Origin of the sequence: Longispora sp. NPDC051575 (assembly GCF_040681875.1) — a bacterium.
Classification (GTDB): Bacteria; Actinomycetota; Actinomycetes; order Mycobacteriales; family Micromonosporaceae; genus Longispora.
Genome location: NZ_JBFAZP010000003.1, coordinates 385,300 through 398,601, shown reverse-complemented (window position 1 = coordinate 398,601; position 13,302 = coordinate 385,300). Strand labels below are relative to the sequence as shown.

The 13,302-nt window shown below is 72.2% G+C and carries 10 protein-coding genes; 7 read left to right on the top strand and 3 right to left on the bottom strand.

Features of this window, described 5'->3' with window-relative positions:
• Positions 1 to 6: 6 nt before the first annotated feature.
• Together AB0M43_RS09385 and AB0M43_RS09380 are read right to left on the bottom strand one after the other, a co-directional pair.
• The gene (locus tag AB0M43_RS09385; RefSeq protein WP_363722722.1) at positions 7 to 1,002 is read right to left on the bottom strand and encodes an iron-siderophore ABC transporter substrate-binding protein; all 996 of its coding nucleotides are present in this window, start codon (positions 1,000 to 1,002) and stop codon (positions 7 to 9) included.
• 80 nt (positions 1,003 to 1,082) lie between these two features.
• A complete protein-coding gene (locus tag AB0M43_RS09380; RefSeq protein WP_363722720.1) occupies positions 1,083 to 2,420 on the bottom strand; it encodes a lysine N(6)-hydroxylase/L-ornithine N(5)-oxygenase family protein in 1,338 nt (445 codons plus the stop codon).
• A gap of 147 nt (positions 2,421 to 2,567) precedes the next feature.
• Here AB0M43_RS09380 and AB0M43_RS09375 point away from each other — a divergent pair, with 147 nt between their 5' ends.
• Positions 2,568 to 3,515: a methionyl-tRNA formyltransferase gene (locus AB0M43_RS09375; RefSeq protein ID WP_363722718.1), complete on the top strand. Its 948-nt coding sequence runs from the start codon at positions 2,568 to 2,570 to the stop codon at positions 3,513 to 3,515.
• Positions 3,516 to 3,607: 92 nt separating this feature from the next.
• Positions 3,608 to 3,802: a hypothetical protein gene (locus AB0M43_RS09370; protein ID WP_363722717.1), complete on the top strand. Its 195-nt coding sequence runs from the start codon at positions 3,608 to 3,610 to the stop codon at positions 3,800 to 3,802.
• A gap of 29 nt (positions 3,803 to 3,831) precedes the next feature.
• Here AB0M43_RS09370 and AB0M43_RS09365 read toward each other — a convergent pair whose 3' ends face one another.
• Positions 3,832 to 5,196 (bottom strand): hypothetical protein, encoded by a 1,365-nt coding sequence (locus AB0M43_RS09365; RefSeq protein ID WP_363722715.1) that lies wholly within the window; start codon positions 5,194 to 5,196, stop codon positions 3,832 to 3,834.
• A 264-nt stretch (positions 5,197 to 5,460) separates the two neighbouring features.
• On the opposite strand from AB0M43_RS09365, the gene AB0M43_RS09360 reads away from it, so the two are divergent.
• From AB0M43_RS09360 to AB0M43_RS09340, 5 genes are all read left to right on the top strand, one after another.
• On the top strand, positions 5,461 to 6,378 hold the full coding sequence (locus tag AB0M43_RS09360) for an ABC transporter permease (protein ID WP_363722713.1): 918 nt from the start codon (positions 5,461 to 5,463) through the stop codon (positions 6,376 to 6,378).
• Positions 6,375 to 7,364 (top strand): ABC transporter permease, encoded by a 990-nt coding sequence (locus tag AB0M43_RS09355; protein ID WP_363722711.1) that lies wholly within the window; start codon positions 6,375 to 6,377, stop codon positions 7,362 to 7,364. The genes AB0M43_RS09360 and AB0M43_RS09355 overlap by 4 nt, the downstream gene beginning before the upstream one ends.
• Positions 7,365 to 7,420: 56 nt before the next feature.
• Complete coding sequence (locus AB0M43_RS09350) at positions 7,421 to 9,103, top strand: ABC transporter substrate-binding protein (RefSeq protein ID WP_363722710.1); 1,683 nt, start codon at positions 7,421 to 7,423, stop codon at positions 9,101 to 9,103.
• Positions 9,100 to 10,761: an ABC transporter ATP-binding protein gene (locus AB0M43_RS09345; RefSeq protein WP_363722708.1), complete on the top strand. Its 1,662-nt coding sequence runs from the start codon at positions 9,100 to 9,102 to the stop codon at positions 10,759 to 10,761. The genes AB0M43_RS09350 and AB0M43_RS09345 overlap by 4 nt, the downstream gene beginning before the upstream one ends.
• Before the next feature lie 224 nt (positions 10,762 to 10,985).
• Complete coding sequence (locus AB0M43_RS09340) at positions 10,986 to 13,292, top strand: histidine kinase (protein ID WP_363722706.1); 2,307 nt, start codon at positions 10,986 to 10,988, stop codon at positions 13,290 to 13,292.
• Positions 13,293 to 13,302 lie beyond the last annotated feature (10 nt).

Below are 13,302 nucleotides of genomic sequence, written 5' to 3'. Positions count from 1 at the left end.
GCGGTGCTACTTCGTCAGGAGGGGTACGAGCTGGTCGATGCCGTAGGGGATGCTCAGCACCGTGTTGAAGGCCAGCGCGGCCCCGGCCGGCGGCTCGGTGTACGGCACGAACACGGCCCTGCCCGCCGTGACGACCTTGAGCTTCGCGTACACCGGGTCCTCCTTGATCCGCTTCTCGGCGTCCGGGTCGTCGATCACCCAGAGCAGCCGGTCCACGTCGAGCAGGTCGAGCCGCTCGGTGCCGATGTCGGCGAAGCTCTGGGTGCCGGCCAGCTTGCCGACGGCCTCGGAGTGCTGGAAGCCCATCTCCTTGAGGAACAGGGTCTTCGGGTCGGTGGGGGAGAACACCGAGTACTTGCCGGGCTCGTAGCTCTCGGCCACCACCGCGGTCTGCTTCGCGAACTCCGGGTGCGCCGTGCGGACGTCCGCGAACCGCTTCTCGATCGCGGTGATCAGCTCGTTGACCTTGGTCTCGCGGCCGAGCGCCTTACCGATGTTGCGGGTCATCTCCTGCCACGGCGCGGCGTAGTCGTCGTGCTTGGCGGACTGGGCCACCACGGGCGCGATCTTCGACAGCGTCTCGTACTGGTCCTTCTTCATCCCGCTGTACTGGGCGATGATCAGGTCCGGCTTGAGGGTGAGGATCTTCTCGACCTGGTAGTCGTCGCGCTCGCCGACGATGGTGGGCACGGTGTCGCCCCACAGCGGCTTGGCCCACGGCCACTTGCCGTACGGGCTCTCCTTGAACCAGTCGACGACCCCGACGGGCTTGATCCCGAGGGCCAGGACGGTGTCCTGGTCGCTCAGCCCCAGCGTGACGACCCGGACGGGTTCCTTCTTGACCTCGGTCTTGCCGTACTTGTGCTCGACGGTCACCGGGAACGTGCCCCCGGTACCGGAGGGGGTCGCGGACGACCCGCTCTCCTTGGCAGAACCACCGCAGGCGGACAGCAGCGAGGCCGCCACCAGGGCGGCCAGGGCCACCGGCAGGTACTTCTTCAAGGGCTTCTCTTTCTCTCGGTCAGGCGGGAGCACGCGGCCAGGGGAAGCCGCGGGATCGGGGGGAGGCGCCGGAACGGGGTCTAGGCGGACAGCGCGGGCGCAGTCAGCGCCGGGCGGGTGGCCAGCCGGGCGCGGCGGTCGAGGATCGACTGGAGGATCTCCCCGGACCGCACGGCGGTGTTCGACAACAGAGAGGACGTGATGCCGTGGGTGTGCTCGGTGCCGCCCTGCAGGTACACGCCGGGCTCGACCTCGGGCGCGGTGACGGCGCGGTAGTCGCGGGACACCTGGGGCCGGCCGAGCTCGTCGCGGGCGCAGTACCGTGCGGCGTCGCCCAGCAGGCCCAACGGGTCGGCGGGCTGGTACCCGGTCGCGCACACCACGATGTCGGCGTCGAGCGCGACCCGCTCGCCGGACATCAGCAGCGAGATGTCGGCCGTGACCCCGGTGCCGGTCTCGGCGACGCCGGTGAGCCGGGACACGTTGTACATCTTCAGCCGGGGGGTGCCGAGCACCTTCTCCCGGTAGAAACGGGCGTACAGCGCGTCGATCAGGTCACCGTCCACGACGGAGTAGTTGGTGTTCGCGTGGTAGCCGTCGATCATGCGCTTCACGTCGCCGGGCGCGTCGAAGAACTCGCCCACGGCCGCCGGGTCGAAGATCCGGTTCGCGAAGGAGCTGTCGTCGGCGGGGCTGTAGCCGTACCGGGAGAAGACGGCGCACACCTCGGCGTGCGGGAACCGCTCGTGCAGGAACGCGGTGACCTCGGCGGCGCTCTGACCGGCGCCGACCACGACGAACCGGTAGGGGGAGTCCGCGGACAGCTCGCCGACCCGGTGCAGCAGCTCGCTGGTGTGCCAGACCCGCTCGGAGCCGGCGACCCCGGTGGGCAGCGACGGCTTCAGGCCGGTGGCCAGCACGAGGTTGCGGGCCCGGTAGACGCTGGTGCCCTGCGGACCGGTCGCGGTCACGTCGAAGTAGACGACGGTGTCGCCGTCGGTGACCGGAGTGACACTCACCACGTCGTGTCCGTAGAGGACGAGGTCGTCGACCTTCGCCGCCGCCCACTCCAGGTAGTCGTGGAACTCGACGCGAAGGGGGTAAAGGCTCTTGTGGTTGACGAAATCGACCAGCCGTTCCCGGTCCCGGAGGTAGCACAGGAAGGTGAACTGGCTCGTGGGGTCACGCAGGGTCACGAGGTCCTTGAGGAAGGAGACCTGCATCGTCGCGTCGTCCAGCAGCATCCCCCGGTGCCAGCCGAACTGCGGCTGCCGCTCCAGGAACACCGCGGTGGCGGCCTCTCCGGAGCGCGCGTTGTGCTCCGTGATGGCAACGGCCAACGCCAGGTTGGACGGTCCGAAACCAACCCCTACCAGGTCATATATCGGTACATCGTCATGAGGCGTCACCTGTGGCATAACCAGTCCTATCGCTCGGATGGAGCCAGGTTAGCCTAGCCTAACTTCCTGGCGATACCAGGTCGCTAGATTAGGTTAGGCGTTGCTTACCAAAGTAAGCCTTGCTTAACTAGGCGTGACAGTCAACTGTTCGAGGAGGAAGCCCCCATGCGGGTTGTCATGTTCGGGTACCAAACGTGGGGCCACCGCACACTGCAGGCGTTGCTGGAGTCCGATCACGAGGTCGTACTCGTCGTCACGCACCCCGCCAGCGACCACGCCTACGAGCGGATCTGGTCCGATTCGGTCGCTGACCTGGCAACCGAGCACGGCGTGCCGGTGCTGATCCGCGAGCGGCCCGACGACGCCGAACTCCTCGAAGAGCTGCGGGCCGTCGCCCCGGACGTCATCGTCGCCACCAACTGGCGCACCTGGATCCCGCCGACGATCTTCGAGCTGCCCCGGCTCGGCACGCTCAACGTGCACGATTCTTTACTTCCCGCTTACGCGGGGTTCTCGCCCCTGATCTGGGCCCTGATCAACGGCGAGAAGGAGGTCGGGGTCACCGCGCACATGATGGACCCGACCCTCGACGCGGGCGACATCGTGCTCCAGCGCGCCGTGCCCGTCGGCGACCGCGACACCACCGCGGACCTGTTCCACAAGACCCTCGCGCTGTTCGGGCCGATCACGGTCGACGGCCTCGACCTGATCGCGTCCGGGAAGACCGACTGGGTGCCGCAGGACCGCTCGAAGGCCAGCTTCTTCCACAAGCGCGCCGACGAGGACCTGCGGATCGACTGGGGCTGGTCGGCCGCCGAACTCGACCGGCTGGTCCGCGCGCAGTGCGACCCGTACCCGGCGGCGTTCGCGTACCACCGGGGGGTGCGGCTGGAGATCCTGGAGGCCGACGTCTCCGAGGGCGTGTACGGCGGTACCCCCGGACGGATCTTCTTCCGCGAGGGCGACGGCGTGGTCGTGGTCGCCGGGGCCGACGCCCGGTTCGGCAGGAACAAGGGGCTGCGGGTGCTGCGGGTCCGCACCGCCGACGGGGTCGAGCACAAGGCGGCCGACTACTTCCGCACCATGGGCGGGTACCTCACCTCGCGGCCCTAGCCGCCGGACGGGCGGACGGGGCCCGCGCCGGCGGTCACCGGCGTCGGGCCCCGACGCTTGACCCGGGGCCGGGAGGTGGGGACAGTGGCAGCATGAAGAACTGGGTCCCGCTCCTCGTCGGCGCGCTGCTCGTCCTGGTCGGGGCCGTCTGGACCCTCCAGGGCCTCGGCTACCTGGAGGGCAGCGCCATGACCGGTGTCGTCCTGTGGGCGGTCGTCGGCCCGGTCGTCGCGGCCGGCGGCCTCTACCTGGTCGCGCGCGGGCTCCGGGGTCTCCGGAGCCGCTGACCGACGTGGGGCCCGCCCCGGGCGGGAGTTCACTCCGTCGCGTGCAGCACCGCCCCCAGCAGGCACGACGGGTCCGCGTAGATGCTCAGCACCCCGATGTTCTTCGATTCCGGGGCCACCCGCAGCGCCGTGCCGCCGTACCCCTCGGGGGCTGACGGCATCCGGAACACCCCGTAGTTGACCGTGTACGGCACAAGCTCGCCGGTCGCGGTCGGCACCAGTTCGGGCACCGGGCGCAGCAGGCGTTGCAGGACCGCCCCGCCGTCCATCGAGGACGCGACCAGTGCGGCCCACGCGCCGGGTTCCGTGTCGCGGCCGAGGACGACCCCGTGGCCGCTGTGCAGGAGTACCGGCTTGAGGACGAGGTCCTCGCGGTGGGCGAGCGCGTGCGCCTCCAGGTCGAACCGGGAGCCGTCCTCCAGGGTGACCTCGCCGGGGCGGGTGATCCGGGTCCACGGCAGCAGCCGGTCGAGGGTGGCCAGGGTGTCCGCGTCGAACAGGTGCCGGTGCGCCTCGTCGGACAGCAGCGCCAGCGCCGCCTTGGACCCGTACACCTCGCAGCCGATCGGGGTGAAGATCTTCACCTCGCCCCGGTCGGCGGCGTCGAGCAGCGGGGTCATCAGCTCGCGCGCCCCGGGCAGCACCGCGTGTTCGAGCATGAAGATCCGGTAGATGACGTCGATCGGGTCGTCGCCGACCCAGACCCGGCCGTCGCGGTACTCCAGCATGCCGAGGTGCGCGGAGACCGTCCGGACCCCGTATCTCTCGTGCAGCGCCCCGCACAGTTTCAGCGCGGGCTCGTTCGCCGGGTACTCGCCCGGCCAGTCGCACAGCGCCATCGTCGGCCGGTCGTCGGCGGACAGCCCGGTCTCCTGCCGCATGCTGACCAGGGACTCGCCGACGGCGTCGACATAGGACAGGCCGTGCTCGGCGGCGAACGCGGCCAGGGTCGGGTGGGCGGCCATCCCGTCGTTGAGCAGGCTGACCTCGATCAACCCCACAGTGCTGCCCATGTTGTACTCCATGAGTCGGAAGCCGGTCGCGTCCGCGTACAGGTCGGCGCGCCCGAACCGGGTCACCGGCCGCCCCGCCTGGGTCCGCAGCACGAGGTCGACCTGGTCGCCGACCATCCCCACCGCGCGGGCGAACGCGGCCAGGTCCCCGCCGAACAGCCGGTCCGGCAGGCTCTCCAGCGCGTCCTGGAGCCGCCCGAGGTCCTCGGTGAGCCGGCGGTACTCGGCGTGCCCGAGGAACACGGGCCGGGCCAGGAACTTGTCGCCGTAGAACGCCTTCAGCACGGGGTGTACCCGTTCGGCGGGGATCAGGTCGGTGGGGGTGAGGCCGGCGCCGTCGAGGGTGTCGAGGTACAGCGCGGTGAGGGAGGGATCTGGCATGGCCCGACCTTTCCCGGCGGGCCCGGCACTGTCAACAGCCCACCGGTCGGGGTTGCCGGGCCCGCCGGACCGGGTACGCCGACCGCGCCCGTCGGGCCGGGTTCCGGGCGGTCGGATCTGGTGTCGGGGGCGATATCACCTATAAAGTCGACTGGTTTAGTAGGTAATTTTGTGGGAGCCCTCACAAGATCATTGACGTGGCAACTTTCCGCCACCCAGAGTGGTCACCGACAGCCCCCGAACACCCCTCAACCGGACGGAACAGTGGCCCTAACAGTTACTCCGCGTTCAGTCCCCGCCACCCTGTGGCGGGCGCTGCGCGCCGACCGGGGCGCCCTCTTCGGCGCCGGCACCACCGTGGCGCTGCTCCTCGTCGCCCTGGTCGCCGGCCCGCTCTCCGACCTCGAGGGCCAGGATCCGTACACGTTCGACAGTGCGGCGCTCGACCCCGCCACCGGGGGACCGGCCGGCGCGTTCGGCGGGATCAGCGGCGAGCACTGGTTCGGCGTCGAACCGCTGACGGGCCGCGACCTGTTCGCCATCGTCGCGCACGGGGCCCGCACCTCCCTGCTGATCGGCTTCGCGGCCACCGCCGTGTCCGTGCTGCTCGGCGTCGTGATCGGCGCGCTCGCCGGCTACCTGGGCGGCTGGGTCGACCGGGTGGTCAGCTGGATCGCCGACGTCATCTTCGGCTTCCCGTACCTCGTGTTCATGATCGCCCTGAGCGCCATCGCGCCCGCCGGCTTCCCGCGCCCCCTGCTGCTGATCCTCCTGATGGGCTCGTTCGGCTGGGCCCGGATCGCCCGGATCGTGCGCGCCCAGACCCTGACCCTGAAGGCGCGCCGGTTCGTGGCCGCGTCCCGGGCGATGGGCGCCGGCCCGTGGCACGTGCTGCGCCACCAGCTGCTGCCGAACCTGTGGGTGCCGATCATCGTGGTGGCCACCCTGTCCATCCCGGGCAAGATCGGCACCGAGGCGGCGCTGTCGTTCCTCGGGGTCGGCATCCCGCCGCCCACCCCGAGCTGGGGCCGGTCCATCAGCGGCGCGATCGACTGGGTGGGCACCGACCCGATGTACCTGGTCTTCCCCGGCGCGGCCCTGTTCCTGGCCACCCTGGCCCTCAACCTGCTCGGCGACGGCCTGCGCGACGCCTTCGACCCGAAGACGGGGGTCCGGAAGTGATCCGCTTCCTCGCCGCCCGGCTCGGCGGCATGGTCCTCGTGCTCCTCGTGGTCACCTTCGTGACGTACGCCGTGTTCTACCTGCTGCCCTCCGGCCCGGCCCAGCTGTCCTGCGGCCGGCCGTGCACGCCGGAGAACCTGGCGGTCGCCCGGGAGTTCATGGGCTTCGGCAAGCCGTGGTGGCAGCAGTTCGGCGACTTCCTCACCGGGATCCTCGCCGGCCGCACGTTCGGGACCGGCGGGTCGGCGATCGCGTGCCCGGCCCCCTGCTTCGGGTATTCGTTCCAGCAGAACGCCCCCGTCGTCGACCTGATCGGCGACCGGTTCCCGGTGACCGCGTCCATCGCGGTCGGCGCGGCCGTCGCGTGGCTGCTGCTCGGCGTGGCCACCGGCGTGCTGTCGGCGCTGAAGCGGGGCGGCCCGGTGGACCGGATCGCGATGGCCGGCGCGCTGGCCGGGGTGTCCGCGCCGACGTACCTGGTGGGGCTGCTCGGCATCCTGCTGTTCGGCTTCACCCTGGACGTGGTCCCGACCCACGGCTACGTCCCGCTCGCCGAGAGCCCGGTCGACTGGGCCTGGCACCTGGTGCTGCCCTGGCTGGTGCTCGCCTTCGCGCACGCGGCGATCTACGCCCGGCTCACCCGGGGCCAGATGATCGAGACCCTGGGCGAGGACTTCATCCGCACCGCCCGGGCCAAGGGCCTCACGGAACGCAGGGTCGTCGGCCGGCACGCGCTGCGCAACGTCCTGCTGCCGGTGGTCACCCTGTTCGGCATCGACCTCGGCGGCCTGCTCGGCGGCGCGGTGATCACCGAGCGGGTGTTCGGGATGCCCGGCCTGGGCACGCTGATGATCGACGCCGTGCACGAGCTGGACCTGCCGCTGCTGCTCGGCTGCACCCTGTTCGCCGCCTTCCTGATCGTTCTCGCGAACTTCGCCGTCGACCTGCTCTACGGCCTGCTCGACCCCCGGGCCCGGCTCACGTGACCGGCCCGGCCCCACAGACCCGCCCGCACCCTTCCCACCTGACGAAAGAGAGCACAGTGAAACCCCTCCTCAGAGCCACGGCGCTGGTGTCCGCGATCGGCCTCGCCGGTGCGCTCGCCGCCTGCGGCGCGAACAAGAAGGACGCGGCCCCGGCCGCGAAGGCGGAGACGAAGGCCGGCGGCACGCTGTACATCCTGTCGGACGCGGCCCGCGCGTCGTACGACCCGGCGAAGAGCCAGGGCCTGGCGATCACCTCGCTGGCCCTCGTGCACCGGCGGCTGACCAGCTGGAACGTCAAGGAGGGCCAGCCCGCGACGGTGGTGCCCGACCTGGCGACCGACACCGGCCGGCCCAGTGACGGCGGTAAGACCTGGACGTACACCCTGAAAGAGGGGTTGAAGTTCAGCGACGGCTCGCCGATCACCTCCGCCGACGTCAAGCACGGCCTGGAACGGTCGTTCGCGCCGAGCTTCTCCGGCGGGCTCGGCTACCACAAGTCGCTGCTCGTCGGCGGCGGCGAGTACCGGGGCCCGTTCGAGGGCAAGAACCTGGAGTCCATCGCCACCCCGGACGCGAAGACCATCGTGTTCACGCTCAGCCGCCCGTACGGGGACTGGCCGTGGATCGCCAGCAACCCGGCCTTCTCGCCCGTCCCCAAGGGCAAGGGCGCCGAGGCCAACTACGGGGAGAACCCGGTCGCGTCCGGCCCGTACGTGCTGACGAAGTACCAGCAGGGCGTGGAGGCGCGCCTGACCCGCAACCAGCACTGGTCGAAGGACACCGACACCGTGCGCGCGGGCCTGCCCAACGAGATCGTGTTCCAGCTCGGCCAGCAGACCTCGGTCATCTCCAAGCGCCTGATCGAGGACTCCGGCGACGACCGGACCGCGTTCGGCTCCTCGTTCGTGTCCCCGGCGCAGCTCGCCCAGATCCAGGGCAACGCGTCGGCCAAGTCGCGGCTGGTCACCTCGAAGACGGGCGCCGTGGCGTACCTGGCGCTGAACACGCAGAAGGGTGTGCTGAAGGACCCGAAGGTGCGGCAGGCGTTCCAGTACGCGGTGGACAAGGCCAGCTACCAGGTCGCCACCGCCGGCAGCGCCGCGCTCGCCGGGGACGTCGCCACCACCCTGGTCACGCCGGGCATCGCCGGCCGCCAGCAGTTCGACCTGTACCCGGCGCCGCCGACCGGCGACCCGACGAAGGCCAAGCAGCTGCTGACCGAGGCGGGCCAGCCCACCGGCCTGGACAACCTGACCCTGGTCGCGTCCACCAACAACAACTTCCCGGAGAAGGCCCAGTCCATCCAGGCGTCCCTGGCCCGGGCCGGGATCAAGGTGACCATCAAGACCCTCGACGGCGAGGCGTTCGCGGCGGCGACCACCGGCCCGACCGCCGACTACGACCTGGCCCTCAGCTCGTGGCAGCCGGACTACCCGAGCCCCAGCGCGAACATCCAGCCCCTGTTCTCCACCTCGGAGATCGGCGACGGCGGCTACAACATCTCCCGGTACACCAACCCGGAGGTCGACAAGCTGATCGCCGAGGCGCAGAGCACCGTGGACCCGGTGGAGGCCGGCAAGAAGTGGGTCGAGATCGACAGGCTGATCTCGAAGGACTCGCCCGTCGTGCCGCTGATCTACACCCGCAACTCGTTCCTGCGCGGCTCGAAGGTGGCGAACTTCTACATCGCCGACTTCCCGGCGTACCCGAACTACCTCCAGGTCGGGATCGCGCAGTGACGTACCCGCCGCCGGGCCCGGCCCCGGCCACAGGGCCCGGCGGCGGTGTCCCGCTGCTCGCCGTCGAGAACGTCTCGGTGTCCTTCGGGGACGTCCGGGCCGCCGTCGACGTCAGTTTCACCCTCGCGCCCCGCGAGGTGCTCGCCGTGGTCGGCGAGTCCGGCTCCGGCAAGACCGTCACCGCGTTGTCCCTGCTCGGACTGCTGCCCGGCACGGCCACCGTGACCGGCCGGGCGCTGCTCGACGGCGTGGACCTCTACACCCGCACCCCCGCCCAGCTCCGGGCGGTGCGGGGCAACGACGTCGGCATGGTCTTCCAGGAGCCCATGACGGCGCTCAACCCGGTGTTCACCATCGGCGACCAGCTCGTCGAGGCCGTCCGCACCCACCGGGAGGTGACCCGGCGCGCCGCCCGCCGCCGGGCCGCCGAACTGCTCGACCTCGTCGGCCTGCCCGAACCGCGCCGCACCCTGCGGTCCTACCCGCACGAACTGTCCGGGGGCCAGCTGCAACGCGTCGTGATCGCCATGGCCATCGCCAACGACCCGATCCTGCTGGTCGCCGACGAGCCGACCACCGCCCTCGACGTCACGGTGCAGGCCGAGATCCTCGAACTGCTCCGCGACCTGCGCGACCGGCTCGGCACGGCCATCCTGCTCATCACCCACGACATGGGCGTGGTCGCGGACCTGGCCGACCGGGTGCTCGTCATGCTCGACGGGCGGGTCGTCGAGCAGGGCGACGTGCGCGCCGTGTTCGGGGCGCCGGGGGACCCGTACACGAAGAGGCTGTTGGACTCCGTCGTCTCCCTGGGCGGCGGCAGCACCCGGACCGCCCCGCCCGCCGCGCCCCCGGTCCTCGACGTCCGCGACCTGACCGTGGTCTACCGGGGCGGGGTCCGCGCCGTCGACCAGGTCAGCCTGGCCGTCGGCCCGGGCGAGGTGCTCGGCCTGGTGGGCGAGTCCGGCTCGGGCAAGAGCACCGTCGCCGGCACCGTCACGGGCCTGCTCCGGCCGACCGGCGGCGTCGTGTCGGTCCTCGGCGCCGACATCGCCCGGCTCGGCCGCCGGGACCTGAAAGAGGTGCGCCGGCGGATCGGCGTGGTCTTCCAGGACCCGGTGTCCTCCCTGAACCCGCGCGCCACGGTCGCCGAGAGCGTCGGAGAACCGATCAGACTTCATCGGGTACTGGCCGGCGCGGAGCTCGCCAACCGGGTCGACGACCTGCTGGACGCGGTCCGGCTGTCACCCAACCTCCGCGACCGCTACCCGCACGAACTGTCCGGCGGCCAGCGCCAACGGGTCGGCCTGGCCCGCGCCCTGGCCCTGGACCCGGCGCTGCTGGTGGCCGACGAACCCACGAGCGCGCTCGACGTGTCCGTGCAGGCCCAGGTGCTGGACCTGTTCCGCGAGCTCCAGGCCGAACTGGGGTTCGCGTGCCTGTTCATCAGCCACGACCTGGCCGTGGTGGAGCGGCTCGCGGACCGGGTGGCGGTGATGCACCGGGGGGTGCTCGTGGAACAGGGGCCCACGTCGACGGTGCTGTCGGCGCCGGAGCATCCCTACACCCGGCGGCTGCTGGCCGCCGCGCCGGTGGCGGACCCGGGGCGGCAGCGGGCCCGGCGGGAGTCGTGGCGGGAGCTGCGGGCGGCGGCCTGACGTCCGGCCCGGTGGCGGACCGGGCGGGTCAGCCCCCTCCGGGCCGCGCCGGAAGATCGACGGACGGTGACGGCGGGCCGGCGGGTCGCAGCGGCCGGTGGTCACCGACCGTCACCGTTTCGGGTGGCGAGGCTCACCGGGGTGGGTTTCCGACAGCCCGATTTGGATCCGGTCGGTACCGTACGTGTGTGCGGCCACCGACCCGGGACATCTGGTTACCCATAGTGATTGGGTGCCTCCAGTTCGCGGTGTGGCCGGTCGGTCCGTGGCTGGCCGGGGCGCGCGTGGACGGCACCGAGGCCCTCGTCGCGGGCGTGGCCGTGCTGATCGGGCTCGGCGCGCTGATCTTCCGCCGCACCGCCCCCGTGCCCACCCTCGTCGTCGTGCTCGTGACGCTGATGGTCGCCTCGGCTGCCACCCCGCCCGCCTCGACCGAACTCGGCGACCAGCACCTGATCATCATGGCCGGCGTCGACGTCATCGCGCTGTACTCGGTGGCCGTGCACCGCCCGGCCCGCACCTCGGCGTTCGCGGCCGCCGTCACCCTCGTCGCCCAGACGGTCACCCAGCTCCTGATCCTGCGGGGCGGCACGATCGGCGCGATCGGCGTGGTGTTCAGCGCCTCCTCCTACTCGCTGGCCTGGGCCCTCGGCCGGGTGCGCCGCCGGTGGCGGGCCCGCCGCGAGGCCGTCGCCGACCGGTTGGACGCGGCCCGCGCCGACCACGCGTACGCCGCCGCCGAGGAACGCCAGCGCCTCGCCCGCGAGCTGCACGACGTGTCCGCGCACCACCTCAGCGGCATCGTCGTGCACGCCCAGGCCGCCGAACGGCTCGCCGACCGCCAACCCGAACTGGTGGCCCAGGCGCTGTCGTTCGCCGCCGCCACCGGCCAGGAGACCCTGGAGTCGCTGCGCCGCCTCGTGGACGTGATGGACGGCGAACCGGACGGCACCGACGGGGGACCGTCGACCCTGCGGGCCGTGGGCGACATGGCGGCCGGATTCGCCCGGCTCGGCCACCCGGTCACCCTGGACGTCGACGGCGAACGGGGCGTGGTGCCCGCCGACGTGTCCGCCGCCGGGCACCGGATCGTGCAGGAGGCGCTGACCAACGCGCTGCGGTACGCGGGCGGCGCCGCCGTCCGGATCCGGCTCGCGTACCGGCGGGGCCTGGTCGAGATCACCGTCGACGACGACGGCCGGGGCGGCCCGCAACCGGCCGCCGGACTCGGCTCCGGCCGGGGCGTGGCCGGCATGCGCGAACGCGCCCGCGAACTCGGCGGTGAACTCCAGGCCGGCCCCATCCCGGGCGGGCGCGGCTGGCGGGTCCGGGCCGTGCTGCCGTACGCGGACGGCATCCGGCCCAAGGACGCCGACGTGTCCTGGTGGCGGCGGGTCGGCGACGCCCAGGTGGTGGACGGCTTCCTCGCGGTCCTGGCGTTCGCGTGGCCGACCCTGCTCGCGTTCGGCGCGACGTCGGACCCCGAGGGCGACCCGTTCGACCCGGGGATGGCCGGCCCCGTGATGCTCACCGTCGTCCTGGCCCTGCACGCGCTGCCCCTGCTGTGGCGGCGCACCGAACCCTGGCTCGCCCTCGCCGCCGTCCTCGCCGTCGACGGCCTGTGGGCGGGGCTGCTGCTGTCGGGCGCGCTGCCCGCGCGCGGGTTCTGGCTGTTCCTGATGGCCGCCCTGACCGAGGGCCTCGTCGTCTACGCCGTCGGCGCGTACGCCCGGCGCGGCTGGCTGACCTGGCTGGCCGCCCCCGCCGCCGGCTACGGCATCGCCGTGGCGATCTGCGCCGTGGCCCACCAGATGGACCCGGTGTCGGAGAACCTGTCCCAGCTGATCTTCTTCTGCGTGCTCGGCGGGCTCACGCTCTCCGGGTTCCTGTTCCTGTTCGCCTGGCTGCCCGGCCACTACGTCGGCCGGCGGCGGCGGCGCGCGCTGCGCCGGGACACCGCCTCCCTGGACGCGGCCACCGAGGCCGTCGTCGGGGCGGCCCGCGAGGAACGCGACCGGATCGCGCACGGCCTGCGCGGCTCCGTGTTCACCCACACCACCCGGGTCGTCGAGCGGGCCGGCACCGGCGAGGCGGCGGCGCTGTCCGAGGTGGTCGCCGAGGCCCGGTCCGCCCTGGGCGCGATGCGCGAACTGCTCGGCGTGCTGCGGTCCGGCCCCGAGGGCGTCGACGGCAGCCCGGCCCCGACGGCCGCCGCGCTCCCCGGGCTGTGCGCCCGGCGCGGGGTGCAGCTCGCGGTCGAGGGCGAGCCGCGCCGGTTGCCGGTGGAAGTCGACGTGTCGGCGTACCGGCTGGTCGAGGCTGCGCTCACGGTGAACGGCTCCGCGAACGGGGCGGCGGCCACCGTCGTCTACGGCAGCCGGCACCTGCGGGTGCACATCCTGGGCGCGCCGGCCGGGGCGGGGTTCGTCGCGGAGCTGGCCGAGCGGGTGGACGCCACCGGGGGCCGGTTGACCGTGAAGGCGGCGGAGTCGGGCTGGGACATCGACGCCTGGTACCCGGCCCCGGCCTGAGCCGGGCCGG

Coding starts and splice junctions, on each gene's coding strand:
- AB0M43_RS09375 (WP_363722718.1), top strand. CDS start 2,568: ATGCGGGTTGTCATGTTCGGGTACCAAACGTGGGGCCACCGCACACTG.
- AB0M43_RS09370 (WP_363722717.1), top strand. CDS start 3,608: ATGAAGAACTGGGTCCCGCTCCTCGTCGGCGCGCTGCTCGTCCTGGTC.
- AB0M43_RS09380 (WP_363722720.1), bottom strand. CDS start 2,420: ATGCCACAGGTGACGCCTCATGACGATGTACCGATATATGACCTGGTA.
- AB0M43_RS09365 (WP_363722715.1), bottom strand. CDS start 5,196: ATGCCAGATCCCTCCCTCACCGCGCTGTACCTCGACACCCTCGACGGC.